We start from the raw sequence: 25145 nt of genomic DNA, 5'->3' as shown, positions 1-25145 counted from the left end.
ATGCCACGTATTAAAGTATTGCCACATGCAACGATTTGCCCAGAAGGCAAAGAATTTGATGTTGAGACCAATGCCAATTTATGCGAAAGCCTACTGCAAAATGGTGTCAAAATTGAACATGCTTGCGATATGTCATGTGCATGTACGACGTGCCACGTTGTGGTACGCAAAGGTTTTGATAGCCTTGAAGAAATGGATGATGTAGAAGCAGATCTACTTGACCGTGCTTGGGGCTTAGAACCTGATTCACGCCTATGCTGTCAAGTGCGCATTGTGGATGAAGATTTAGAAGTTGAAATTCCTAAATACACTATCAACCATGCCTCTGAAAATCATTAACATGATTTGATGAAAAAACCACGCTTAACGCGTGGTTTTTTTTAAATTGCTATGACCTTCACCAAAATATGCTGTGTCGGGTCTTGTTCTTCAGCTGTTTGTTTACGGTTTAACTCTTTACTTTTCACTTTAAATTCTAAATTTTGATGCTGGATAATCGCGGGAATTTGATCAAAATATAATGCATCAGCCTGCAATTCTTGTTGAAAAAGTGGGGTTCCAAGTTGGTAGTCACTGCTTTTTAACACCACATATTTTACGATCGTTTTCATTTTATAAACCTACTTTCACTAAGCACTTTATTTTTATTTTTAACAGCTTTTAAGCTGAGATGATACTTATTTTTTTGAAGTTTGCCGTTTTTGCACTCAATTGAACTGAAGTTGAGCATTTGTACAATTATTTCAATTTTTTTGATATTTGTAAGCGATAAAATCAGTTATTTATTCAGCATTTTTGTTTTATTCTAGTACGTACTCATACGATTAATTAAAAGAAAATGCTAAAAATTTGTTGTGATTATTTAGAACAGCATGGCTTAAAAATTGCCTTTATTGAAAGTGCAAGCGCAGGTTATTTAGCCAGCCAATTTGCTTTATATAAAAATACGGGTGCAAACATTTTGCTCGGTGGCTTAGTTTGCTATGATCCATGGGTAAAACAACATCTTTTAAATATTCCTGCGCAATTGATCGAAGACTATAGTGCAGAGTCGCTTGAAGTCACGCAAGCCATGGCACTTGCTGGACAGAATTTATTTAGTTGCGCGGATATTATTGTGGCCTGTACAGGTTTATTAAAACCGGGCGGTTCTGCTTACTCAGATAAGCCAGAAGGGACATTTTTTATTAGTTTAGCTTATCAAGGTAAGGTCATTAATCAGCGTTATTATTTTAAACACGCACCCAGTTTACGTTTAAATGCGCTGATTTCAGCAGTTTGTCAGCTTTTACTTAACACATTACCACAGGATGTCACCACCCGATAAAACCCATATTTGACAGATGTTGACTGATTTCAAGGAAGCTCAACATGAATATTAAAATTGCACTATGTAGTCTAGCCGCCCTCCCCAGTCTTGCCTTAGCAACTGTAGGTGGCCCACAAAGCATTGAAGTGCTGGGTTATGATGCACCAGATCAAAAAGTGTATATATTGCGACATTTCCATGATGGTCGAGGTCGTTTACCGCAGTTATCCTATTATCTTCTAGGCAGTAAACAACCACAAAAACAAATTGATGTCAGCTCACTGTATATTCATCATAAAACTCAAAAAGTCGATTTTGATCAAGATCCAGCAGCCTTCAATCAAGCCCTCGCCAAAATTCAGCGCCGACTACAGCCACTGACCAAAGTAAACACCAACCAACTTAAATTAAAGGTTTTACAGCGTAAACAACGACGAGTTAAAGCGGCCATGGATCCCTCTTGCAGCTTGCTAGAATACCAATATCGTTACCAAGTACAAAAGTCTGCGCTACGTAGCCCAATACAAAATGCCATCAGCTATCAGCCTAAAATTCAGCTCAGTCAAAGTTATAGCATTCCTAAACACAACAAAATTTTAGCTGTGGTTAAATATCAAGGTATTGCGATGGAGGGCGGCTATAGTGTAGAAGATGCCGTAATTTTGAAATAATACCCCTGATTCCTTTAATGTAGGTAAAGTATGCTTGAAGTCAAGCAGCTAAAGCTAGGCAATTGCAGTAATTAGGCGGTTTTTTTGCTATGATCACTGTGATGCGTTTATCCATGATTTATTTTGGTGTTGTTGACTTCTATGCCTGATTTTGAGCACATTGAACCGCTACGTGATATGCCCCAAACCAAACGTGGGCATGAGCGTTGTGTTGCCCTATTACTCAGTGCCAGTCGTCTATTTTTAGAAAAAGGCTACGATGCGGTGTCATTAGATGACATTGTGAATCATGCAGGCGGTTCTAAAGCGTCAATTTATAAATATTTTGGCAATAAAGAAGGCTTGTTTACGGCAATTTGTGATTATCGCCGTGAACAGTTTTTTAAAGACATTAGTTTGCCCTTTACCCAAGCGGGTCAAGATTTAAGAACATATTTAATTGACACCTTAATTCGTTTTTACTTACATATTATCCAGCCTGAGAATGCGGCATTTTTACGTTTGATCTTAGAACAAAGTCAACGCAATACTGAACTTGCCATATATATTCATGAGCAAGGTCCAAAAGAAATTCAGCAAAGTTTGGCACATGCCTTACAACTGGCACATGACAAACAGTATATTGTGTGTAAAAATCCAGTGTATTCGGCACACATGTACTTTGGTATTTTGCGTAATTTGGAGTGGCGCGTCCTGTTAGGTTTACCTTTGCCACAACCCGCAGAAGAAATTGATCAAGAAACACTCAAATACATTCATTATTGTGTAGATGTGTTCTTAGACGGTCACCAAAAGGTCTAGTTTTTTTGCAATTTGATCTGCATATAGTATATTAATTGATTCCCTATTTTTGTTTAACCAACCAACAACTAATTGTTGTTTCCTTTGAAACTTAGCAATTATTGTGGAGTAACGAATGGCTCTACGTCACTTTTTAACCCTACGCGACTTATCGACTTTAGAACTGAACCAAATTGTGCAACGTGGTATTGAACTTAAGCGTATGCAGCATAATAACCAAGTGTTCCAACCATTTACTGGCAAAGTCATGGGCATGATTTTTGAAAAATCGAGCACACGTACTCGCGTTTCGTTTGAAGCAGGCATGAGTCAATTTGGTGGTAGCGCGATTTTCTTATCTCCACGCGATACGCAATTGGGCCGTGGTGAACCAATTGAAGATTCTGCACGCGTGATTTCAAGCATGCTAGATATCGTGATGATCCGTACTTTTGGACATGACATCGTAGAACGCTTTGCATCTTATTCTAAAGTGCCTGTAATTAATGCCTTAACTGATGATCATCATCCATGTCAATTGTTAGCAGACATGCAAACTTTTGTAGAACATCGTGGTTCTATTGAAGGAAAAACCGTAGCATGGATTGGCGATGGCAACAATATGTGTAATTCATATATTGAAGCGGCGCATATGTGGGGCTTTAAACTCAAAATTGCTGCACCAAAAGGCTATGAACCACAAGAAAAATTCTTAAGCGAATTTGCGCATTGTGTTGAGTTAGTTAATTCAGCAGAAGATGCTGCTGTGAATGCAGATTTAATTGTGACTGATGTTTGGGCGAGCATGGGTCAAGAAGAAGAGCAAAAGATCCGTGAACAAGCCTTTGCTGACTACCAAGTCAATGAACGCTTAATGGATTTAGCACATCCTGATTGCTTATTTATGCATTGCTTACCTGCACATCGCGGTGAAGAAATTTCTGAAAATATGCTCGATCATAAAAATGCGGTGGTTTGGGATGAAGCAGAAAATCGTTTACATGCGCAAAAAGCACTGGTTGAATTCTTAATCAATGAAAATTTAAAAAAAGATTAACTTTGCTTTGATAAAGCTCACAAAAACAAGCATCCATAAGGGTGCTTTTTTTTATTTTTACGGCATAATGAAATTAGCCCCATGCTAGGTGATGTTATGCAATTATTCAAAAAAACAGTGCTGTTTAGTTTAGGTCTGATGTTGTCGGCACCTGTACTTGCAACCGAATTTGATCAATATTTACAACAACAGAAAATCATTGATCAGAAGTTTAAAATTAAAAACGCAAAGGAACTTAATGCTTTATTAACTGTACTCAGTGCCGAGGATTCACGCACCTTGCCCTTACAAATTGATCAAAATACTGTAATTGAAAAGCTGCAATTATCCAGCAGTAAAACACAATTAACAGGTTTAATTGTGACACCCGATTTTGAGCAATTTGAGCGTGATTTAGGTCATCAAGAAGTACAAGCTTTAATCAAAAAGAATTTGAGTCAAAATTGCGAAATTTTCTTTGAGCATGAGTATCAACGTGCCAATCCTTATCGTGTGGTGTTAAATTTAAGCTCTGCTCAACATCAATATACGGTGGAATTAAAACAAAAAGACTGTGCGTTTTAACGAAGCAAGCCTTGGGGTTGTAAAATAATCACCAAGGCTCCAGTCATCACAATAAAACCACCCAGTAGATCCCAACGGCTTAAAGCCAATCCATCAACATACTTCAACCATAACAAAGCAGTGGCAATATAAATCCCGCCATAGGCTGCATAAATCCGCCCTGATGCCGCAGGATGTAAGCTTAACAACCAGACAAATACGATTAAAGCTAGAGCAGTCGGCAACCATAACCAATGCGATTTATTTTGATTTAAAATTAAATAAGGAAAATAACAGCCTAAAATTTCCATCAATGCGGTAACAAAAAACAGTCCCACTGTAGTCAAGATTTTAGTGATTTGAATATCCATACATGCTCAATGAAATGACAATAAAAAAAACCCATGCGTACATGGGTTTTATAATATGCGAAAAAGTTAAGCTGGTTCAGCTGTTTGGTCTTCAAACACTTCAAGTTTCAGACCGACTGCTTTGCCATTTTCTTTTTTCACTGATACTGCAACATTACCGCCATGATCTGCCAACTCACCAAATAGGATCATTTCGGCAAGTGGTTTTTTCAAATGTTCTTGAATAAGTCGTTGCATTGGTCGTGCACCCATCAGGCGATCATAACCATGTTCAACCATCCATTCACGTGCATCTTGATCGACTTCAAGCACCACACGTTTTTCATCTAGCTGCGCTTGTAGTTCAGTCAAGAATTTATCTACCACACTTTCAATCACAGAGGTTGGTAGCGCTTGGAATTGAATCACGCTATCTAAACGGTTACGGAATTCAGGTGAGAAGGCTTTTTTCATTGCATCGGTATTGTCTTTGCTGTTATCTTGCTCCACAAAACCAATACTGGTACGTGAAATACTTTCTGCACCCACGTTGGTGGTCAGTACTAACACCACATTACGGAAATCTGATTTACGACCGTTATTGTCGGTCAAGGCACCATGATCCATAATTTGTAGCAATAAGTTAAATACATCTGGATGCGCTTTTTCAATTTCATCCAATAACAATACGCAGTGCGGATTTTTATGAATCGCGTCTGTGAGTAGACCACCTTGGTCAAAGCCCACATAGCCCGGAGGCGCACCAATTAGGCGCGATACCGCGTGACGCTCCATGTACTCAGACATATCAAAACGCACCAGTTCCACACCAAGCAATTTCGCCAATTGCTTCGTCACTTCGGTTTTACCCACACCTGTTGGGCCGGCAAAGACAAAGCTCCCCACTGGTTTATCTGGTGATTTTAAACCCGCACGCGACAGTTTAATCGCCGATGCCAATGCTTCAATTGCTTCATCTTGACCAAACACCACACGTTTTAAGTCGCGTTCTAAATGACCCAGTACGGTTTTATCATCTTTAGACACAGTTTTTGGCGGAATACGCGCAATTTTCGACACGATATCTTCAATGTTTTCTACTGTGATTAAAGTGTCATCTTGCTCTGCTTTGAGGCGACGCTGTGCACCGGCTTCATCAATCACATCAATGGCTTTATCGGGTAAGAATCGGTCATTGATAAATTTAGCAGATAATTCAACTGCAGCAATTAAGGCGCTATCGTCGTATTCGACATTATGGAAATCTTCGAATTTAACTTTTAAGCCACGTAAAATATCAATGGTTTCGTTAATTGACGGTTCATTGACGTCAATTTTTTGGAAACGACGTGATAAAGCATGATCCTTCTCAAATACTTGACGGTATTCTTGGAAGGTAGTCGAACCAATGCAACGCAATGTACCATTCGACAATGCTGGCTTAATTAAATTCGAGGCATCCATGGTACTGCCCATACTTGAGCCTGCACCAATAATCATATGAATTTCGTCAATGAATAATACTGCATCAGGTTTTTTCTTTAAGGCATTCAGCAACTGCTTTAAGCGCTTTTCGAAGTCACCACGGTATTTGGTACCGGCAACCAAAGCGCCAATATCAAGGCTGTAAATTTCAGCATTTTCTAGTGGCTTGGGGGCTTTACCATTGACAATCAGCCATGCCAAACCTTCAGCAATCGAAGTTTTACCTACTCCAGGATCACCGACCAAGAGCGGGTTATTTTTACGACGACGACATAAAATTTGTGCCGCGCGCTCAATTTCTTTTTCACGACCAATTAAAGGATCAGTTTTGCCTTTTTGCGCTTCCAAATTAAGATTAGTGGTATACAGCTCAAGTGGACCTGAGTTACTTGAACTTGTGGTCTCACCATCTAAATCCTCAACTTCTTCTTCGGGCTGCACATCTTCTTTACGAGCCCCATGCGATAAGTACTGGGTCAAGGTTAAACGATTAATCTGATGACGTTTAAGTAGATAAACCGCAAATGAGTCACGCTCTGAATACATGGCCACTAAAATATCCGCACCTTCCACCGTACGATCACCACCGCTTGATTGCACATGGAAAATGGCACGTTGTAAAATACGATCAAAACTTTCAGTTGGATGTGGCGCTTGCTCAGCGTGTTCACCCAACTTAGGGGTATGCTGTTCGATATATTCTTCTAATTCTTTACGTAACACGATGATGTCCGCACCACATGCTTTTAAGGCTGTGACGGCAGAATCATTGTCTAATAAGGCTAATAGCAAATGTTCAACTGTTAGAAACTCGTGGCGCTTTTGACGAGCCATGCTAACAGCCAAACGTAGTGATACTTCTAATTGACGACTGAGCATGCAACCCCCTTAACTTTTCGGCTCAATTTGACACAATAAAGGATGTCCTTGAGCTCTAGCATAATTATTGACTTGGTTGGCTTTGGTTTCTGCAATGTCTCGCGGATAGACCCCAGCTACACCTTTTCCTTCATAATGTACTGTTAACATTACTTGAGTTGCTTGGTCAAGATTCATTGCAAAGTATTGTTGTAAAATTTCGATTACAAAGTCCATTGGCGTGTAATCGTCATTCATTAATAACACCATATATAACGGTGGGCGTTTAAGTTCAGGTGGCGCAGGTTTCACAGCCACGTCGCCATGCTCATCTTGCTGCGGCGTATCACCTAAACGCGGCGCGAGATGCCAATCCACGAGACCTGATTGTTGAAAAGTGGTTTTTATTTGATTTAAACAAACACAACGCTTAGAACTTGGCATATGACTCTGATTCACCATTATTGGGCATTTGCTTCGACTTGTGGGATCTCTGCGACAAAGGCAGAGGGTGATTCAACCGCTTGACCACGCGACCAACTAAAACGCTTTGTAACAGATGTCGCACCTGTTAAACGCACCTCAATAAATTGTGGGCTAAAACCTTTGGGCATGGTCCAACGACCAGTTAAACGCTCGTAATTTTCAAAACCAAATTGAGAGTCTTCAAGTGGCACGGTGAGTACTTCTGTACCGCGAATGAGACGCAGCTCTACACTTCCAGTCGCGCGGCGATTATTTGGGCTGACTTGCACCAAATCAATTTGATATTCATATACATTTTCAGGTAAAGATTTAATACCTAAGTTTTGAATAGTCAGACTAAGACCACCGCGTTGTTTTAAGACTTCACGGTAAATGGCACTCATGCCTTCGGCTTGCTCTTGATTAGCTTTGGCTTGATTAACAGCAGCATATAAATCATTGGAATTGGTTACAGCCACGTCACGCTCTTGAATGGCGGCATTTAAGCTTTTATTTAACGATTCAAGGCTGGCTTTTTGTTTTTGTACCACTTCAACCAGTTGTTCTGCATCTGCATCATAGCCTGTGACCGTTAATCCCTGACGATGGCCGATTGAATACGCCAAGAAACCACTGCTGAGCACTAAAATTGCAGCGCCAAGTGCTAGGGGTAAATTACCTTGTAAGATTGGTTTTTTTTGTGTTGTATTTGAATCGGTGTCTTGCATTGTCATCTCTTAGGTCAAATAAAGCCAAGCACACACATTTAACGGTAAATTTAAATGTGTGTGAAGTGCTAAAGCGTTTTTTATGGTAATAAACCAATGCCGTCTAGACCAGCATTCTCGCTAAAACCAAACATTAAGTTCATGTTTTGTACAGCCTGACCTGCTGCACCTTTCACTAAGTTATCTTGTGCTACCAAGATAATCAGCTTTTGCGGCTGCGGGCGATATAAAGCAATACGTAACTGGTTGGCACCACGCACTGAACGTGTCTCTGGTGAACTGCCTGCAGGCATCACATCTACAAACTGTTCGTTGGCATAAAATGCTTCATATAAGCTTTGTAAATCGGTCGCTTGACCTTGCTCAGTTAAATCAATGTAGATGGTGCTGAGCATGCCGCGAATCATCGGCACTAAATGCGGCACAAACACAATATGATCAAACACCCCTGTTTGACCTGAGATGTTTTCTAAGGCTTCGACTATTTCCGGATGATGGCGGTGCCCTGCCACACCATAGGCTTTAAAGTTATCGGCATTTTCTGAATAAATCATACCCAGACTGGCTTTACGCCCCGCACCTGACACACCTGATTTAGCATCAATAATAATGCTTTCTGGTTTGACTAAATCTTGTGCTTTTAATACTGGTGCTAAACCCAATTGTACAGTCGTTGGGTAACAACCTGGATTACCAATCACATGGGCTTGTTTAATTTTGTCACGATTCAGTTCAGATAAACCATAAACAGAATCTTTTAAAATCTCTGGACAAGCATGTTCTAAGCCATACCATTTTTCAAATTGTTGTAAATTTTGCAAACGGAAATCTGCAGCTAAGTCAATGACTTTGGTGTTGGCTGCCACAAGCTCTGCCGCATGTTTCATGGCTACACCATGTGGGGTTGCAAAAAATACAACATCACATTGCTTTAATTGTTCTACATTTAAGTCCGAATAGCATAGATCGGTATGTCCGCGTAGGCTTGGGAACATATCGTCCACACGGCGACCCGCTTCCGTACGTGAGGTGAGAAGTGTTACTTGTACATCCGGATGACGTAACAAAAGACGTAACAATTCAACGCCTGTATACCCTGTACCACCTACAATTCCGACAGTAATCACGTGCACAACCTCAATTTATCTCGTTGGTTTTCATCAAGACTTAGTATGACAGGAAGTTGATTTTTTCAAAACCATTTCACAGCGCTTTGTTGCTATTTAAAGCAACAGATCAACTGAATAATCAAATCAAATAAATAGGTTTTATCTTTTTGATGACGTATAAAATTATTTTAAAACTTACTTAGGCTAAATATAGTGGATATTTTAGTGCAATAAAATTCAATATAAAACATGAATTTGCTGTTGTTTTAAGCGTTGGCGATGCTGTAAATGATCGGGATCAAACTGTGCCACTACCTGCCAAAAATCGGCACTGTGATTCATATGTAAAGTATGTGCCAACTCATGAATACAGACATAACGCACGAGATGTTGTTCACATAACACCAAAGCGCTACTCAGCATAATGTTTTTTGTCGATGAGCAACTGCCCCAACGGGTTTTGGCTTGGCGAATAGTTATTTTTTGATAAGGTAAATTGATTTCAGTACTCACTTGCTGCAAAAAAAGCGGCAAATGTTGTTTGGCATAACTGAAGATAAAAGCCTTTAAAGCAGCCTGCACTTGAGATTCATCAATAAAAAGCTGTTGATCTTGCAGGTAAAAGGCTTGTTTTTGCGCTTGGTAAATAATATGAATGGGCTGTTCTAAATTAAAGAGTTGTAGTTGCTGAGGAGGAATAAATGGGCTGACGTGTTGTTTTTGCCATGCTTCTATTAACCAAGCTTGCGACTGTGCCAGAAAAGCTTGAATATGCTGCTTACGCGCGAAAAAAGGTACGGTTAAGCAAATTTTATCAGGATACACCCTGAGTCTAAAACGCTTGGCGCTCAGCTTAGGTTGAATCTGTATTTCAGGTAAAGAGTGGGTCATTATTTTTAAGTCAGATTTTCCCAAGCCTACATTTAGACTTGGGAAATCAGCAAAAATTAGCCTGCTGTGCGTTCTTCAATACCGTTGTCTGTTGCAACAACCGCAATATCCGCTTTATTAATTGCGAAAATACCGTTACATACCACACCCGGAATATCGTTAATGGTTTTTTCAAGCTCTAAGGCATTTAAGATATTTAAGTTATGTACGTCTAAAATCACGTTACCGTTATCGGTCACTACGCCTTCACGGTAAACAGGGTCACCGCCTAAGCTGACAATTTTACGTGCTACAGCTGAACGTGCCATTGGAATCACTTCAACAGGAAGCGCAAAGCCTACGCCCAATTGATTGACCCACTTTGAATCATCTACGATACATACGAATTTTTTGGCAATTGACGCCACGATTTTTTCGCGCGTTAAGGCTGCACCGCCGCCTTTAATCATGTGTAAATTGGCATCAATTTCATCTGCACCATCTACATAGGCATCTAAACTTGCAACAGAGTTCATGTCGACAACTTCAATACCCAACTTACGTAGACGTTCTGCAGTTGCTTCTGAGCTTGAAACAGCCGCTTCAAGTTGTAATTCAGGCAACATTTCGATTAAGAAATTCACAGTACTGCCCGTACCAACGCCTAAAATACCGCCTTTCGGTAAATGCTTTAATGCAGCTTTTGCGGCTGCTTTTTTCTTTTCATCTTGGGTAGTATATAGGCTCATCGCTTTACTCGACTAAAATTTGACCTTTGTTGCTGAATTTTCAGCCCAAAAAGACAGGGGTTTGTTACAATAAGCCCCTATTTTAAACTGTTAGATGGAAGATTAACATGCTGTCTCGTTTGGTTCGACAAATTTTACAGGCAACGGTGTATGACGTTGCAATCGAAACCCCACTCGAAGCAGCGCCTCGAATTAGTGAGAAGCTTAATAATAATATTCGCTTTAAACGTGAAGATTTACAGCCGGTGTTTTCTTTCAAGCTGCGCGGCGCCTATAACCGTATTAGCCAACTCAGTAAAGAACAACTCGAACGCGGTGTGATCACTGCTTCTGCCGGTAACCATGCGCAAGGGGTCGCATTATCCGGGCAAAAACTAGGCATTCGTGCCATCATAGTGATGCCAAAAACTACACCTGATATTAAAGTGCAAGCGGTAAAACGCTTAGGTGGTGAAGTGGTATTACATGGCGATTCATTTGATGTAGCCAATAAATATGCCATTGCCCGTGCCACAGAAGAAGGCATGACTTTTATTCCACCCTATGACGATGAATTGGTCATGGCAGGTCAAGGCACCATTGCTAATGAAATTTTACGTCAATGGCGTGATGTGGAATATGTATTTGTTGCAGTCGGCGGTGGCGGCTTAATTGCAGGGGTTGCGGCTTATTTAGGTGATGTTGCGCCACACGTCAAAGTCATTCCTGTTGAATATGACGAATCTGCTTGTTTAAAAGCGGCCCTTGAAGCCGGTGAACGTGTCATTCTTCCCTCTGTAGGTTTATTTGCCGATGGCACCGCGGTCGCACAAATTGGTGAAAAACCGTTTGAAGTGATTCGTCTACAAAAATCAGATAACTCAGGCCCAATCGTGGAACCTGAAGTGGTCTTAGTGAATACCGATGAAATCTGTGCGGCGGTAAAAGATACCTTTGACGAATGCCGTAGCATCGTTGAGCCGTCTGGTGCCATGGCGCTTGCCGGTATTAAAAAATATGTAGAACAACATAACCTACACGGTAAAAACATGGTGTCGATTGTTTGCGGCGCCAACATGAACTTTGACCGTTTACGTTATATTGCCGAACGTACTGAACTGGGTGAACGCCGTGAAGCGATTTTTGCCGTCACGATTCCAGAAGAAAAAGGCTCATTCCTTAAATTCTGCCGTGCTTTGCAAGGTCGTAATATTACCGAGTTTAACTACCGTGCTAGTGGTGCCACAGCCGCGCAAGTGTTTGTCGGGATTAGCTTAAAAGGCGGCGAAAAAGAACGTCACGACATTTATGACGCACTAAAAGCGCAATATGATGTGGATGACTTATCGGATGATGAAGTGGCTAAACTGCATATTCGTTATTTAATTGGTGGTCATGCCGATCTTGCCAACGAACGTTTATTCCGTGTCGAATTCCCAGAGCGTCCGGGAGCGTTACTCACCTTCTTAGAACGTCTTGGTCCAACGCATAACATTACCCTGTTCCACTACCGTAACCACGGCGCAGCGGAAGGTCGTGTTTTGGTCGGGCTTGAAGCCACCGATGCACAGCAAAATCCAGATGGTTTAATTGAAACCTTAGAGAGCATCACTTATCCGTACGATGAAGTGACCAATAACTTAGGTTATCAGCGTTTCTTAAAATAAATATTTTAGCTTGCTTTAAAAAACCGTCTGCATGCAGGCGGTTTTTTATTCTAAGACCAAAAATTCTTGTTCTTCACCAAAGGTCTGCGCATAGTTTTTGCTTAAAGCAGATAGCAATTCTGGCTGATTGGGCACAATCATCCAATAAGGTTCTTCATGATCTAAAACTACGACCGCCAGATCATAAGGTTCAATAAATAGCTTTAAGGTATTTAAAATGACATTATCGCCAATTTCAGTGGCATAAAATGCGCCCATGTCGCGGGCGTCTGCATCGGCCTCATCGTCATCGTCGTACAGTTGATATACACTTTGTAATTCTTCACGAATTTCATTTTTCAGTTCATCTAAGTCTAAATTAAGCTGTTGCAAACGATAACAATGGTCTAGCTGTTTTAGACTGAAATCATGGCCATCTAAGCGTTGCAAATGGGTATGATAACTATTGAGCCAACTGACAAAATATTCAAAGCGATCTAATTCGTCAGGCAAAGGCACTTTTTTGAGTTCTGGAAATGCCACCTGTAGATTTTCATATAAATTCCGAGCCACGCTACACTCCTTGTCTCGCGATAGATCAAAATAAATTATAAAATGCACCTCGGATGATTTTCCACTCAGATTGTGTTGTTTATATGCACTTTGGTGGTAATCACTTAACAAAAGATAAGGAGCATTGACATGGCCCAATTTGCAGTTATTGGTTTAGGTGGCTTTGGCGCTGCTGTCGCCGAACAACTGATGCAACTCAATCATGATGTACTTGGCATCGACAATGAAAAAAAGTTGGTGGACAATCTGGCTGAAAGCATTACCCATGCGGTGATTGCCGATGCTACCGATGAGCATGTATTGGCCGAGCTAAATATCCAAAATTGTGATGCTGCAGTGGTCGCCATTGGCGAAGATATTGAAGCCAGTATTTTATGTGTTTTACATTTAAAAAACTTAGGCTTAAAAAAAATTTGGGTGAAAGCCAACTCCAAAGCGCATCATATGATTTTGACCCATTTGGGCGTGGATAAAATTATCCATCCTGAGGAAGACATGGGGATTCGCGTGGCACAATCTTTAAGCTACCCCATGGTGAGTCGCTATATGGCCTTAGAAGACAATCATTATTTGGTGCGTGTTGAAATTAAAGCCAATATGCATGGTTTACGTTTTTACGAATTGATGCGTCATGCGACTGATATTCGCAGCATTTTACATAAACGTGGCACAAGTATTAACTATACAATTGATCCACAACTGATTTTACAACAAGGTGATATGTTGGTGATTGCGGGCGAATTACATGACTTACGTCGCCTATCACAGTACTTTGTTGATGATTTATGAAACATTTGCACTATAACCCGCAACATAAAACGATTAACTTAAGCCCGCCAAGTTTGTTGGCACTGGGCTTTTGTATGTTTATTGCCTTAGGGACGCTGTTACTTAAAGCACCCATATCACATCATGGTGATATTTCATGGTTAGAAGCACTGTTTACCGCCACTTCTGCAGTAACCATTACAGGGCTTTCGGTAGTCAACATTGGTGATAGTTATACCACCTTTGGACAAAGCATTATTATGCTGTTGTTACAGTTGGGTGGCTTAGGCTTTATGACCTTTGCGATTTTAGCAGCTTTGAGTTTGGCGCCTAAATTGGGGCTAAAACAACAAATGATGGCACAAGAAAGCATTGGTTATACCAGTTTAGCCAAAGTAGCACTGACGATTAAAGCGGTGTTTTTTTATTCTTTATTTTTTGAGCTGCTCGGCACTTTTATTTTAACCATCGCATGGATGCAAAACTATAACTTTGCTGATGCTGTGTTTTATGCTGCCTTCTACAGTGTTTCAGCCTTTAATAATGGAGGCTTTGCCTTATTCCCCGGTGGGCTTTTAGGCTTTGATGGACAATATATTATTACGCTCACCATCAGCTTTTTATATATTATTGGCGGCATTGGCTTTTTAGTGCTGCTAGATATTCAGCAGAAAAAGCGCTGGAAAAAACTATCTGCTAATAGCAAATTGGTGCTGCTGACTATTTTGGGCTTAAATATCTTTGGTTTTGTGGTCATTTGGACTTTAGAAGCACAAAATCCCTATACCATGGCGCACTTAAGCTTAGGTGAACAAGCGCTGCATGCATGGTTTCACGCCACTGTACCACGCTCATCTGGTTTTAATAGCCTCGATATGGCAGAGATTAATGACACCACGGCACTCATCACGATGTTATTGATGTTTATTGGTGGTGGCTCTTTAAGTACCGCTGGAGGCATTAAAGTGGGTACTTTTATTATTGTGGTGCTGAGTGTCATTAATTTTTTAAGACGTAGTGATGAGCTACGTGTGTTTCACTATGCGATTTCTGAAAAAGTCATTTTTAAGGCCATGGCAGTGGTATCTATTACCTGTATGCTGATTTTTATTGGGGTATTGGCTTTAATGATTGTTGAACCAAAACAAAGCTTTTTAAATTTGCTTTTTGAAGCGGTCTCTGCCGCTTGTACTGTAGGTTTATCGCGTGGTATTACCGCAGATTTAAACCCCATCAGTTTGGTCATTTTAATGCTATTAATGTTTGCAGGACGTTTAGGGCCTTTGACTTTGGCTTATTTGATTGCAACACCCAAAAAAAGTCGCGTCAAACATGCTACAACCGACATTCAAATTGGCTAATAATAAGCCGCGCATGCGCGGCTTGTTTAAATTTAGAACCAATTGAGTAAAGACACACCTAAACCAGCATAAGTGGCACGGTGGTTATAATCAATTAAGCTTTCACCATAGCCATCAAACAGTTGGAAATGTCCACGTAATTTGCCACTGATCGGGAACGCCCAATCAAATTGCATGGCACCATGTGAATCACTACCGCCTTGTAAGCTATGCCGTAGCATTAAAGAGAAATCATGCTCATTCCAACGGTAGAATGCTGTTAAATCACCACGGCCTACATAGTCGTCAATGTCCGCATTGTTGTCATCTGAACTATCTTCACTAATGCGATACCACGGACGCAGCATTAAAGCAAAATTATCACGTTCAAAACCAATATTCATGATCACACGATTCCAACTGCGTGATAATGGATCAGAACGACCATTGGATTGATGATTAAAGGTCAAACCCAATAAGCGACCACTTAAACCAAAAATCTCGTAATTGGTACGGAAAATTAAGCTTGCTTCTGGTTCGTAATTGGTTTCACGAAACGGACGCGATTCATCTTCGTTATAGACTTGCCAACGTGACGACTGGGTATAGCCCAACCATAAATCACCGTTATCGCCAATTAAGTTCTCCATTGCCTTGGTTTTGAAAGACAATTGGAATTTTGCTTCGGTTGATTTTAAATTTTGCTCATCCCCCACCTTTACTGTATTGTCCGGATTTGGACTGGTTGGACGCTCATTTTTATCGGTGGTACTAAACACTGGCAATAAATAGACCGGTTGGTATTCACGTAAATTCCAAGTACCCAGTTTACTGTTAGGCGACAGCTCCCAACGTTGGTCTAATAAAGACGTGGCTGGGTTAATGTCTGCTGCTTTCACTGGCACCACTTCTTCAGCTTTATCACGTACTTTTTCAGTTAAAGTGACAGGTGCTGCTGCCAATGCCTTGGCCGCTTCACGCTCTGAGACCAAACTTTCGCTTGGGGCTGCGGGTTTAAACAACAGATCATAACAGTTTAAACGCTCTGAATTAGAGCTGAGTGCCGCACAAGCTGCGGCACTGGCAGGCTGAACCGTGGCAATCGTCTGTTCCGCGGCTTGGGTGTGTGTTGCAGTCCAGAAGCCTAGCATCGAAATGCCAAGCCAAAGTGGACTGCGCTCAAAAAATTTGAGCGCCATAATCTTCCCCTTTTATTGTTTTAATTGACTTGATAAATGTTAAAACCAAGCTCTGTCAGCAATTCACGTTTTGCCACAGGCGCTACCACTGCACGACTTGGAGTTTGTATAGCTAAATACTGCTGTGCTACACGCTTTAAGTCATCTAATTTCACATGAATTAAACGTTCACGTAAAGTTTGACGGAACGATGGATGACGACCATGCAACAATGCATAACATGCGGTAATTGCTTCACCTGCAGGCGAACCTGGTTTGTCCATACCAGCAATTAAACCTAAAATCGCCTCTTCCAATTGATGCGGCTGCTGCTCGGCATTTAGGATCCATGCAATCGCTGCATTAAAGTCGTTAAAGGTTTCTGCTAAACGTGGGTCACGGTAGCTATAGAAACGGAACGAACATGCATTGCCATCGTAGCTTGCTCCACCGCCGTATGCACCGCCTTTTTCACGAATGGCACTATGTAAGAAACCATTACGTAAATATGCCGCCAATACCATCAGGGGTGCCGCATCAGGGTGCGATACAGGTACCGCAGGATACGCGGCTGCACAGAACTGTACATTTGCTTGAATCAGCCATGCTTGATCACTACCATCATCTTGTGTGGTTTTAAGTTGTTGTAGCGCAATTGGGCTACGATCAATTGCCACTTTATCCCAAACATTTTGTACTTCTTCAACCAAACGCTCAGACTGTTGCTCTTCACACACCAATAAGAATTGTTTTGGTGCTTGCAATAAAGTCCGGTGAATGGCTTTTAATTCATTAATTAAAGCATTGTAGCTTGCTTCGTCATTTAAGCTTGCCACCAGTTGACCCAGCCAATTGAGCGCACCTAAACCGGTATTTTGATAATCACGGTTGGCTAAAGCACTATGCTGACGTGCCGCAATTTGCATGGCATAACTATGGCCGGCATCAGACACGCGCGCTTGCCAGCGGGTTTTACGTTGTTGTAACAGCTCAACAATACGATCTTTTTCATCAAAACGTAGTTGTTCAAAGGCCATTTTAAGTAAATTGATGGCGCTTAAGTTATTCACCAACGATTTAGTGGTGAGCGTTAACCATGCGCTGATTTTACCGGCATCATCCACTTTAGAACGCAATGAAGCCCCCATACCTAAGCCACCACTCACCGCAGTTTGCAGCTGTTGTAGCTCTAGATAATCATATTCACCAGCACCTACTTCGCCCATTAAAATAGACAACAGGTTGAAGTATGGCGATTGCACCACGGCGTCTGGAATTTGCACCAACACTTGTTGGTAGTAAATCCCATTGGTACCAGCATGATAGAGATTAAGCGGTGTATCTAAACCATTGCTAATAATTTCACGCAATTGACCTTGCACAATGTGTAAATCGGCAGGAATATCTTCTAGACCCACTTTAGGCAACAGGTTTAAATCATCCGGCGTATCTTGACGGACTTTTAATGCTTCAGTTTGCGCAATAATTTCCGCTTTTTGCTCTTCAGTTAAGCTAGCACCAATCGCAGCTAAACGCGCTTTTTCGGCATCATTTTCGGCTTTGGATTTATTGGCATCTGGTACTAAAGTCATTTGTACGCGATGTGGGTTGTCAATTAAATGGGTTTGAATTAATTGAGGCAACCACATTGGGTCTTTCAGCTCTTCTTTGACCGCACGAATTGCGCTATCCACATCCCACACGCCCACAGGGTCATTGTGGTGAATCACGCTGCTTAAACCATTTAAAATCAGGCTTAAACCGTATGGCATACCATCGCCATTGATTTCACGTTGATGCAATTCAATTTGATGTAAAATCGCATCGACTAAATCTTGATTGACTGGCTGTGCCACAACCTGCGTTAATACATTAAAGACGCCATCTTTAAACGCTTGAGCGTGTTCAGGATTCGAGCCTTGAATACCACAGTAGAAGGTCATTTCAAAGTTAGAATCGTCTACACCCATTAACGGACCCGTCGATTGTGCATAACCACAGGTTTCTAAATAATGACGCAGTGGCGATGCTGAATCTTCTAATAAAATCCCTTCAACTAAACGCATACCTAAACGCAATTTAATGTCGCTGGCTTGTGGCAATAACCATGACATTACATGATAGGTTTTATCCTGCAGATCATCTGCATCTAACGCATAGGTTTCTGTCACTTCGATCGGTGCTGCGAGGCGTGTTTCAGGCGTTGAATAGAGGGTTTCGCCTTTGCCAAATTTAGCCAAGGCTAAAGTTTCAAATTGCTCTTGTAAATCATACGCCGATTGATTACCAAAGGTCATAAACACCGCATTACTTGGATGGTAATGTGATTTATAGAAACCGAGTAATTCGTCGTAAGTTAAATCTGGAATATCTTTAGGATCACCACCTGAATTGTAATGGTAGGTGGTTTTTGGGAATAAATGCTGTGCCAATTGGTGATAGAGCTGATCTGATGGTGCACTCATAGCACCTTTCATTTCATTAAAGACCACGCCTTTATAGACTGGCTCACCATTTTCAAGCTCAATACGAATCCCTTCTTGGGCAAAATCAAGTGGATTTAAGTTGGCAGCAAAAGCGGCATCTAAATATACTTCAAGTAAATTTTGGAAATCTTTTTTGTTTTGCGTCGCAAATGGATACGCCGTCCAGTCTGCAGCGGTAAAGGCGTTCATAAAAGTATTCAGAGAACGACGAATCATTAAAAAGAATGGATCGCGTACTGGGAATTTTTCCGAACCACACAGGGCTGTGTGTTCTAAAATATGCGCCTCGCCTTTTGAATCCATCGGTTGGGTACGAAATGCCACCAAAAATACATTTTCATCATGATCGGTTGCCAAATGATAATGTACCGCGCCTGTGACGATATGTTGGTATTCAGAGACAAAAATATCTAAGGCTTCGACATGGTGTTGACGTACCAACTGAAACGCAGGATGTACGGTGGTGGTTTGAGTTTCAGTGACATCTACAGTCATGTGATCTCCAAATAAAAATTAAAAAAACTGTTCTCATTATAGCGACAGTTGTGCTAAAAATTCATGCTAAAAGCTGAGTAATTCACTCAACATTAAAGTGAATGTGGCTGAATTTTGTTCGCAACTTGTAATTTTTGGCGAATTCGTTAAACCCTGAATTTTATTCAGCAAACTGTATCCAAGTTGAACAATCATGTAAAATCTGATTTTTCTTATTTAATGTGAATGAAAAGACATGGCAACTGTTGATCTTTTTGCAATTGGTAATGCGTTAATTGACCAAGAATTTAAAGTTTCTGATGCATTTTTACTTGAACAAAACTTGCAAAAAGGCACCATGCAACTGACCGATGGCGCAACTCAAGCCGCGTTATCTACCAATTTACACGCCACACAAACGTATAAAGGTCAGGCCGCGGGTGGTTCTGCTGCTAATACCACAGTCGCTTTTGCAGCCCTTGGTGGTTCTGCCTTTTATGCCTGCCGTGTTGGCAATGACGACTTAGGCGCAATTTATTTAGCCGGTTTAAGCGACGCTGGTATTCAAACTACGCCAAAATCGGTCAGCGATGGTGTGACGGGCAGCTGTATGGTGTTAGTCAGCCCTGACTCTGAACGCACCATGCATACCTATTTAGGCATTACCGCAGAGTTATCAGCAGCGCAAATTGATTTTAGCGCGCTTGAAACTGCCAAATGGTTATATATCGAAGGTTATCTCTCTACTAGTGACACGGCACGTCAAGCAGTAAAACAAGCCCGTCAAATCGCGAAAAACCATGGCGTTAAAATTGCCTTAACTTTATCTGACCCTGCGATGGTGCAATATGCACGTCAGGGCTTAGATGAATTAATTAATGATGGCGTAGATTTACTATTCTGCAATGAACAAGAAGCATTGATGTACACCCATACCAATACGGTAGATGCTGCACTTGCTGTTTTACGTCAAAAAAGTCAGTACGTTGTGATTACATTAAGCGAAAAAGGGGCTTTAATTGCCACGCAAGACACGCAATTTAATGTCGCAGGTCGCAAAGTCACTGCGCTTGATGCCAATGGCGCAGGTGATGCTTTTGCAGGTGCTTTTCTTTATGGCTTAAACGCAGATTTAGGTTTACAAACTGCTGCCGAATTGGCTATTTTAATTTCAAGTCAAGTGGTGTCACAATTTGGCCCACGTTTAGACTTAAACGACTACGCAAAACTGCTGACTACATTGCAAAAGGACCCTGCATAATGCAAAAAATTTGCATGACTGAAGACGTGCCAGAACGTGAGGCGCGTGGCTTCGATTTAGACAATGGCGATAAAATTTTTATCACCCAACGTGATGGCAGTTTTTTTGCCTACCAAAACCTCTGTCCACACTTACAAGTGGAACTTGAGTTTTTAGAGAACCAATTTTTAGACCGTGAGCAAGAATATATTGAATGTTCTACCCACGGCGCATTATTTTTAGTCGAAAGCGGTGAATGTGTTTCGGGTCCTTGCCAAGGTCAAGCCTTAGAAAAAGTCGCCATTAGTGTCCATTCCGATGGTGGCATTTACTTAGCCGATGCTTAATTAGGATATGCCAACATGCTTGAGCTGTTACAACATTGGCAGTTAATGCCCTTTCATTTAAGTCTGTTATTGTTGCTCAGCTTAAGCGTGCTGGAAACAGTGGGCTTTTACTTAAAATCCCCACCGAGTTTATGGCTAAAACACTGTATTCCACCTAAATTGCGTCATGCTGATCTACTCAACGTCAAGTTCTCGAAATTACTGATTGTGGTATTCTTATTAATGAACTTTAGTTGTGTGGGCTATGTATTACAATTTGCTATTTACGCCCAACAAAATCAGTTTGCGCCATTTTATTATGTGTTTTTTCCAGCACTGATTTTAGCCATCTTTTTTACTGCCTTTATGATCCATTGTCTAGATCAAGTATTACCTCCTAAACAACAACATATTGAACCTGATTTATTGGGGCGACTAGCCACCTTAGTTGATAAAGCCCGTCCTAGCTTTCCTGCCGAAGCGCGTATTCGTGATGAATTTGGACGTTTACATATTGTGGATGTCGAACCTGAATTTGGTGAATTAGAAGCAGAAAGCCAAGTGATTTTAATTCGTATGAAACGCGGTCATTATGTGGCGAAAAAAATAGTCCGTTCTCAACCTTTACTGAATTCTACTCAGCACGCACACAAATCTTAATTTATTTGCTTGTATTTTAGACATTTATTCATCGTTGCCATTTTTTCACACCTAATTTGATTAGACTGCTGCTTTTAGAACAAGGACTAAACAATGTTAGGTCAATTATTCAAAAGCGTTACCGAAATGGGCGTCAACGAATTGTGGAAACAACATGGTCAGCAAGTACAAGGCCTAGTGGTGCAGCAACTTCTGAATGTCGCGGAAGAAAAAATTACGCAAGATGAAGAACTCGCCAAAACTGTAACGCAAATTTATCAGCTCTTACCTGCCAATATCGCAGCATTATTGCCAGCTGATTTAGTCGTGAATAAAATTATTGAAAACAAAGCGGTTATTTTAAGCCAAATGCAACAATTGCGTGGCAACGCTTAAAGAAAAAAAATCCAGACCTTTGGTCTGGATTTTTTATTGATGCTTAGATCGGTGCAAACGGTTGTACCACATCAGCATTTTGTGCACGGTGACGCATAAAATGATCCATTAATACAATCGCGAGCATCGCTTCTGCAATTGGCGTTGCACGCACACCGACACATGGATCATGACGACCTTTAGTCAGGACATCGGTATCTTCACGATCAATGGTAATGGTTTTACCTGGTGTGGTAATGGAAGCCGTTGGTTTTAAAGCGATGGCAACACGAATGTCTTGACCGCTCGAAATACCCCCTAAAATACCGCCAGCATGATTGGCTAAGAAACCATCTGTGGTGAGTTCATCACGGGTTTCATGACCAAATTGCTCTGCGACAGCAAAACCATCGCCAATTTCAACGCCTTTTACTGCGTTAATTGACATCATGGCATGTGCGATATCTGCATCTAAACGATCAAAGACTGGCTCGCCCCAACCGACAGGTACATTTTCTGCAATAATTTCGAGTTTTGCACCACAGCTAGTACCTTGCTCACGTAAAGACGTGACTAAGGCTTCAAAACGCGGTACAGCATCGACATCACCACAGAAAAATGGGTTATTCGGGACTTCGTTCCAATCGAGTTGCGTGGTTTTTTCCGTACCAATTTGCGTGACATGCCCACGAATTAAAATACCAAACTTTTCGCTTAAATATTTTTTGGCAATAGCACCGGCTGCCACACGCATCGCAGTTTCACGCGCGCTTGAGCGACCACCACCGCGATAATCACGGAAACCATATTTATGGGTATAAGTATAATCTGCGTGATTTGGACGGAAGGTTTGTGCAATATTGCCATAGTCTTTAGATTTTTGATCGGTATTACGGATCAATAAACCAATCGACGTTCCTGTAGTTTTACCCTCAAAAACCCCAGAAATAATTTCAACTTCATCAGGCTCTTTACGCTGAGTGGCAAATTTTGATGTGCCCGGCTTACGACGGTCTAAATCAAGTTGCAAATCAGCAGCCGACAATTCAATACCTGGTGGTACCCCATCGACAATTGCCATGAGGCCAACGCCATGAGATTCACCGCAAGTCGTTACACGGAACAGTTGCCCTATACTATTACCTGCCATGTTCAACGACTCCTTTATGCTTGAACAGATTGAATAAATAAATCACGGAATTGACGGCATTGCGCTGCTGTGAGTGCAAAGATACCTGTGCCGCCTTTTTGGAATTGCAACCAGTAGAAATCAACTGTATTGAAGTTTTGGCGCATTGCCCATTCTGAGTTGCCCACTTCAATCACAATTAAGCCATCTTCAGTTAAGTAATCTGCTGCTTGTGCTAACATTTTACGTACTAAATCTAAACCGTCTTGACCTGCTGCAAGGGCAAGTTCTGGTTCATGATGGAATTCATCTGGTAGATCTGCCATATCTTCAGCATCCACATATGGTGGATTCGATACGATTAAATCATATTGATTTTCGGCAGGAATCTTGGCAAACAAATCAGACTCCATTAAAGCCACTTGATATTGTTTGTTATGGTGTTCTGCATTAATCGATGCCACTTCTAAAGCATCTTTAGAAATGTCAGTTGCATCGACATCAGCATCAGGGAAGGCATAAGCTAAAGCAATTGCGATACAGCCTGAACCTGTACACATATCTAAAATACGCTGCGGCGTTTTTGGATTTGGGTTTTCTGGTAAGTTGTTAACCGCTTGACCCATTTGACCATTTTCACCTAAGCAATACGGTGCAAAACGGTTTTCAATCAGCTCTGCAATTGGTGAACGCGGAATGAGTACACGCTCGTCGACATAAAATGGCTTACCAAAGAAGTAAGATAAATTAAGTAGATACGAAGTTGGCACGCGTTCGTTAATACGACGTTCGAGCAGGCTTAAAAATTCAGCTTTTTCACTTGGGAGAAGTTTAGCATCTAGAATTTCAGCATCTGCATTCCAATCTAAAGACAAGGTTTGTAAAACCAAAGCAGAACTTTCTGCAAAATAATCTTCTGTACCTTGACCTAAATGCGCATCGTATTGACGTAATGCTGTGACACCAAAGCGAATACAATCACGAATAGTTACCAGTGTTTCAGCGGCTTCCTGCAAATGTTCAGGGCTAATTGTCGGTCGATCCACTTAAGGCGTCTCCAAGGTTAATTTTTTAAAACGCTCTATGATACCTTGTTTTTAGTGCTTTTTCGCCCATTTGCACAGAAAAAATCCATCCACAGCAGCTACATTTGACACTCTAGTTCAATGACTGTGGCTTAGATTTTTAATTTTACTGTTACTGGCTTGAGCTGTGTATTTTGATATAGCTTGATTTATGCTAAACATCGCCAAAATCAGTAAATGTTGTGGATTCAATCTTTTAATTCGCTATAGCATTTTCATGGATGTGCTTATGCAAAAATCGCGCAGTAAGCTTAAAAAAAGCGCTCTATGCTGAATATAGATCAACAATACAGTCATACAACAATGAAAGCACTTTTGAGCACTTGGAAAGTTTTTAACTCGCATTCCTTATGTGCTGCACAACATAGCAGCCTTGCTGATGCCCGAATGGATAGTTGTATTTTGTTTTAAATCCATACGTTTATTTTTAAAATCATCAGAGGTAGCAGCACATGAAAGTACACTATTTAACCCGAATCATGGATAAGAAATTCAGTTGAAAAAAAAGATGACTGAGTTGATAAGTGAGTTACGACACAAACCATTCAACCAGTCATCCTATGTTCGAGTTTACAACTTTATTCTGCACGATTGATGATTTTTTTAAAAAAAATGAAGCGGTCTATTGGCAGTATCTAAAACAAGAAAATCCTAAAGTCAGACAGCGCTCAGGTGTTCTATGCTTATCTGAAATTATCTTTATCGCAGTTTGGTATAAAAATTCTCAACTTCATCATTTCAAAGCCTTTTATAGCATGCTAAAGCGCTTTTACTCCAAGCTTTTTAAAGGATTACCATCCTATCAGCGGATCGTTTATTTGATCAACCAACATCAACTCGCACTTCAAGCATTACATATTTCTTTAGCTTCCAATGCTCAAACAACGTGTGCTTGGGTTGACTCTACAACTCTACCTGTATGTAAAAATCAGC

26 protein-coding genes and 1 pseudogene are annotated in these 25145 nt (G+C 41.0%); 14 read left to right on the top strand and 13 right to left on the bottom strand.

Features of this window, described 5'->3' with window-relative positions; translation table 11 throughout:
- Entirely contained in the window at positions 1–339 is a 339-nt protein-coding gene (gene fdx / locus CYK47_RS10400) for an ISC system 2Fe-2S type ferredoxin (RefSeq protein WP_122901493.1), read from the top strand.
- A gap of 41 nt (positions 340–380) precedes the next feature.
- On the opposite strand, the gene CYK47_RS10395 is transcribed toward fdx, so the two are convergent.
- The gene (locus tag CYK47_RS10395) at positions 381–611 is read right to left on the bottom strand and encodes a hypothetical protein (RefSeq protein ID WP_122901491.1); all 231 of its coding nucleotides are present in this window, start codon (positions 609–611) and stop codon (positions 381–383) included.
- Positions 612–838: 227 nt separating this feature from the next.
- Between CYK47_RS10395 and CYK47_RS10390 the strand changes: the two genes are divergently transcribed.
- The 5 genes from CYK47_RS10390 to CYK47_RS10370 all read left to right on the top strand — a co-directional run bounded on the left by CYK47_RS10390 (position 839) and on the right by CYK47_RS10370 (position 4381).
- Positions 839–1327, top strand: coding sequence for a CinA family protein (locus CYK47_RS10390; protein ID WP_122901489.1), 489 nt, complete (start codon positions 839–841; stop codon positions 1325–1327).
- A 44-nt stretch (positions 1328–1371) separates the two neighbouring features.
- Positions 1372–1980 (top strand): aminotransferase, encoded by a 609-nt coding sequence (locus tag CYK47_RS10385; protein ID WP_122901487.1) that lies wholly within the window; start codon positions 1372–1374, stop codon positions 1978–1980.
- Between the two features lie 141 nt (positions 1981–2121).
- Positions 2122–2781 carry a TetR/AcrR family transcriptional regulator gene (locus tag CYK47_RS10380; protein WP_122901485.1) on the top strand — a complete coding sequence of 220 codons (660 nt, stop codon included), beginning with the start codon at positions 2122–2124 and terminating at the stop codon, positions 2779–2781.
- 115 nt (positions 2782–2896) lie between these two features.
- Positions 2897–3817, top strand: coding sequence for an ornithine carbamoyltransferase (gene argF, locus CYK47_RS10375; protein ID WP_122901483.1), 921 nt, complete (start codon positions 2897–2899; stop codon positions 3815–3817).
- 96 nt (positions 3818–3913) lie between these two features.
- Entirely contained in the window at positions 3914–4381 is a 468-nt protein-coding gene (locus tag CYK47_RS10370) for a hypothetical protein (RefSeq protein ID WP_122901565.1), read from the top strand.
- On the opposite strand, the gene CYK47_RS10365 is transcribed toward CYK47_RS10370, so the two are convergent.
- The 7 genes from CYK47_RS10365 to rpiA form a co-directional block, all read right to left on the bottom strand.
- Positions 4378–4731 carry a YnfA family protein gene (locus CYK47_RS10365; protein ID WP_122901481.1) on the bottom strand — a complete coding sequence of 118 codons (354 nt, stop codon included), beginning with the start codon at positions 4729–4731 and terminating at the stop codon, positions 4378–4380. The two genes, CYK47_RS10370 and CYK47_RS10365, sit on opposite strands and share 4 nt — an antisense overlap.
- A 66-nt stretch (positions 4732–4797) precedes the next feature.
- A complete protein-coding gene (clpA, locus tag CYK47_RS10360; RefSeq protein ID WP_122901479.1) occupies positions 4798–7074 on the bottom strand; it encodes an ATP-dependent Clp protease ATP-binding subunit ClpA in 2277 nt (758 codons plus the stop codon).
- 9 nt (positions 7075–7083) lie between these two features.
- Positions 7084–7497 (bottom strand): ATP-dependent Clp protease adapter ClpS, encoded by a 414-nt coding sequence (gene clpS, locus CYK47_RS10355; RefSeq protein ID WP_122901563.1) that lies wholly within the window; start codon positions 7495–7497, stop codon positions 7084–7086.
- Between the two features lie 17 nt (positions 7498–7514).
- Positions 7515–8246, bottom strand: a complete 732-nt coding sequence (locus tag CYK47_RS10350) for a DUF6776 family protein (protein ID WP_122901477.1) — start codon at positions 8244–8246, stop codon at positions 7515–7517.
- 80 nt (positions 8247–8326) lie between these two features.
- A complete protein-coding gene (gene argC, locus CYK47_RS10345) occupies positions 8327–9379 on the bottom strand; it encodes an N-acetyl-gamma-glutamyl-phosphate reductase (protein ID WP_171407316.1) in 1053 nt (350 codons plus the stop codon).
- A 213-nt stretch (positions 9380–9592) separates the two neighbouring features.
- Positions 9593–10246 carry a M48 family metallopeptidase gene (locus CYK47_RS10340; protein ID WP_122901473.1) on the bottom strand — a complete coding sequence of 218 codons (654 nt, stop codon included), beginning with the start codon at positions 10244–10246 and terminating at the stop codon, positions 9593–9595.
- A 56-nt stretch (positions 10247–10302) separates the two neighbouring features.
- A complete protein-coding gene (gene rpiA, locus CYK47_RS10335) occupies positions 10303–10974 on the bottom strand; it encodes a ribose-5-phosphate isomerase RpiA (protein WP_122901471.1) in 672 nt (223 codons plus the stop codon).
- Positions 10975–11081: 107 nt separating this feature from the next.
- On the opposite strand from rpiA, the gene ilvA reads away from it, so the two are divergent.
- A complete protein-coding gene (gene ilvA, locus CYK47_RS10330; RefSeq protein WP_122901469.1) occupies positions 11082–12620 on the top strand; it encodes a threonine ammonia-lyase, biosynthetic in 1539 nt (512 codons plus the stop codon).
- A gap of 45 nt (positions 12621–12665) precedes the next feature.
- Here the strand turns inward: ilvA and CYK47_RS10325 are convergent, their stop codons facing one another.
- Entirely contained in the window at positions 12666–13172 is a 507-nt protein-coding gene (locus CYK47_RS10325; protein ID WP_122901467.1) for a hypothetical protein, read from the bottom strand.
- Positions 13173–13301: 129 nt separating this feature from the next.
- Between CYK47_RS10325 and CYK47_RS10320 the strand changes: the two genes are divergently transcribed.
- On the top strand, positions 13302–13961 hold the full coding sequence (locus CYK47_RS10320) for a potassium channel family protein (RefSeq protein WP_122901465.1): 660 nt from the start codon (positions 13302–13304) through the stop codon (positions 13959–13961).
- The gene (locus CYK47_RS10315; RefSeq protein ID WP_122901463.1) at positions 13958–15301 is read left to right on the top strand and encodes a TrkH family potassium uptake protein; all 1344 of its coding nucleotides are present in this window, start codon (positions 13958–13960) and stop codon (positions 15299–15301) included. Before CYK47_RS10320 ends, CYK47_RS10315 begins: the two co-directional genes overlap by 4 nt.
- Positions 15302–15333: 32 nt before the next feature.
- Here CYK47_RS10315 and CYK47_RS10310 read toward each other — a convergent pair whose 3' ends face one another.
- Positions 15334–16479, bottom strand: coding sequence for a phospholipase A (locus CYK47_RS10310; RefSeq protein ID WP_122901461.1), 1146 nt, complete (start codon positions 16477–16479; stop codon positions 15334–15336).
- A gap of 20 nt (positions 16480–16499) precedes the next feature.
- Positions 16500–19439, bottom strand: coding sequence for an insulinase family protein (locus CYK47_RS10305; protein ID WP_122901459.1), 2940 nt, complete (start codon positions 19437–19439; stop codon positions 16500–16502).
- A 235-nt stretch (positions 19440–19674) separates the two neighbouring features.
- On the opposite strand from CYK47_RS10305, the gene CYK47_RS10300 reads away from it, so the two are divergent.
- From CYK47_RS10300 to CYK47_RS10285, 4 genes are all read left to right on the top strand, one after another.
- The gene (locus CYK47_RS10300; RefSeq protein ID WP_122901457.1) at positions 19675–20679 is read left to right on the top strand and encodes an adenosine kinase; all 1005 of its coding nucleotides are present in this window, start codon (positions 19675–19677) and stop codon (positions 20677–20679) included.
- 14 nt (positions 20680–20693) lie between these two features.
- On the top strand, positions 20694–21005 hold the full coding sequence (locus tag CYK47_RS10295; RefSeq protein ID WP_171407317.1) for a Rieske (2Fe-2S) protein: 312 nt from the start codon (positions 20694–20696) through the stop codon (positions 21003–21005).
- A 15-nt stretch (positions 21006–21020) separates the two neighbouring features.
- Positions 21021–21644: an OB-fold-containig protein gene (locus tag CYK47_RS10290; protein ID WP_122901453.1), complete on the top strand. Its 624-nt coding sequence runs from the start codon at positions 21021–21023 to the stop codon at positions 21642–21644.
- Between the two features lie 93 nt (positions 21645–21737).
- Positions 21738–22019 (top strand): hypothetical protein, encoded by a 282-nt coding sequence (locus tag CYK47_RS10285; protein ID WP_122901451.1) that lies wholly within the window; start codon positions 21738–21740, stop codon positions 22017–22019.
- A gap of 43 nt (positions 22020–22062) precedes the next feature.
- Here CYK47_RS10285 and aroC read toward each other — a convergent pair whose 3' ends face one another.
- Together aroC and prmB are read right to left on the bottom strand one after the other, a co-directional pair.
- Positions 22063–23148: a chorismate synthase gene (gene aroC, locus CYK47_RS10280; protein ID WP_122901450.1), complete on the bottom strand. Its 1086-nt coding sequence runs from the start codon at positions 23146–23148 to the stop codon at positions 22063–22065.
- Positions 23149–23162: 14 nt separating this feature from the next.
- On the bottom strand, positions 23163–24173 hold the full coding sequence (prmB, locus tag CYK47_RS10275; RefSeq protein ID WP_122901449.1) for a 50S ribosomal protein L3 N(5)-glutamine methyltransferase: 1011 nt from the start codon (positions 24171–24173) through the stop codon (positions 23163–23165).
- A 599-nt stretch (positions 24174–24772) separates the two neighbouring features.
- On the opposite strand from prmB, the pseudogene CYK47_RS10270 reads away from it, so the two are divergent.
- Positions 24773–25145 (top strand): annotated as a pseudogene (locus tag CYK47_RS10270) (IS982 family transposase); the annotation flags it as partial.

Origin of the sequence: Acinetobacter sp. B51(2017) (assembly GCF_003711395.1) — a bacterium.
In the GTDB taxonomy this organism is placed as follows: Bacteria; Pseudomonadota; Gammaproteobacteria; order Pseudomonadales; family Moraxellaceae; genus Acinetobacter.
The sequence above is the reverse complement of the archived record's forward strand: the minus strand, read 5'-3'. Positions and strand labels throughout refer to the sequence as shown.

Coding starts and splice junctions, on each gene's coding strand:
- fdx (WP_122901493.1), top strand. CDS start 1: ATGCCACGTATTAAAGTATTGCCACATGCAACGATTTGCCCAGAAGGC.
- CYK47_RS10395 (WP_122901491.1), bottom strand. CDS start 611: ATGAAAACGATCGTAAAATATGTGGTGTTAAAAAGCAGTGACTACCAA.
- CYK47_RS10390 (WP_122901489.1), top strand. CDS start 839: ATGCTAAAAATTTGTTGTGATTATTTAGAACAGCATGGCTTAAAAATT.
- CYK47_RS10385 (WP_122901487.1), top strand. CDS start 1,372: ATGAATATTAAAATTGCACTATGTAGTCTAGCCGCCCTCCCCAGTCTT.
- CYK47_RS10380 (WP_122901485.1), top strand. CDS start 2,122: ATGCCTGATTTTGAGCACATTGAACCGCTACGTGATATGCCCCAAACC.
- argF (WP_122901483.1), top strand. CDS start 2,897: ATGGCTCTACGTCACTTTTTAACCCTACGCGACTTATCGACTTTAGAA.
- CYK47_RS10370 (WP_122901565.1), top strand. CDS start 3,914: ATGCAATTATTCAAAAAAACAGTGCTGTTTAGTTTAGGTCTGATGTTG.
- CYK47_RS10365 (WP_122901481.1), bottom strand. CDS start 4,731: ATGGATATTCAAATCACTAAAATCTTGACTACAGTGGGACTGTTTTTT.
- clpA (WP_122901479.1), bottom strand. CDS start 7,074: ATGCTCAGTCGTCAATTAGAAGTATCACTACGTTTGGCTGTTAGCATG.
- clpS (WP_122901563.1), bottom strand. CDS start 7,497: ATGCCAAGTTCTAAGCGTTGTGTTTGTTTAAATCAAATAAAAACCACT.
- CYK47_RS10350 (WP_122901477.1), bottom strand. CDS start 8,246: ATGCAAGACACCGATTCAAATACAACACAAAAAAAACCAATCTTACAA.
- CYK47_RS10340 (WP_122901473.1), bottom strand. CDS start 10,246: ATGACCCACTCTTTACCTGAAATACAGATTCAACCTAAGCTGAGCGCC.
- rpiA (WP_122901471.1), bottom strand. CDS start 10,974: ATGAGCCTATATACTACCCAAGATGAAAAGAAAAAAGCAGCCGCAAAA.
- ilvA (WP_122901469.1), top strand. CDS start 11,082: ATGCTGTCTCGTTTGGTTCGACAAATTTTACAGGCAACGGTGTATGAC.
- CYK47_RS10320 (WP_122901465.1), top strand. CDS start 13,302: ATGGCCCAATTTGCAGTTATTGGTTTAGGTGGCTTTGGCGCTGCTGTC.
- CYK47_RS10315 (WP_122901463.1), top strand. CDS start 13,958: ATGAAACATTTGCACTATAACCCGCAACATAAAACGATTAACTTAAGC.
- CYK47_RS10310 (WP_122901461.1), bottom strand. CDS start 16,479: ATGGCGCTCAAATTTTTTGAGCGCAGTCCACTTTGGCTTGGCATTTCG.
- CYK47_RS10305 (WP_122901459.1), bottom strand. CDS start 19,439: ATGACTGTAGATGTCACTGAAACTCAAACCACCACCGTACATCCTGCG.
- CYK47_RS10300 (WP_122901457.1), top strand. CDS start 19,675: ATGGCAACTGTTGATCTTTTTGCAATTGGTAATGCGTTAATTGACCAA.
- CYK47_RS10295 (WP_171407317.1), top strand. CDS start 20,694: ATGACTGAAGACGTGCCAGAACGTGAGGCGCGTGGCTTCGATTTAGAC.
- CYK47_RS10290 (WP_122901453.1), top strand. CDS start 21,021: ATGCTTGAGCTGTTACAACATTGGCAGTTAATGCCCTTTCATTTAAGT.
- CYK47_RS10285 (WP_122901451.1), top strand. CDS start 21,738: ATGTTAGGTCAATTATTCAAAAGCGTTACCGAAATGGGCGTCAACGAA.
- aroC (WP_122901450.1), bottom strand. CDS start 23,148: ATGGCAGGTAATAGTATAGGGCAACTGTTCCGTGTAACGACTTGCGGT.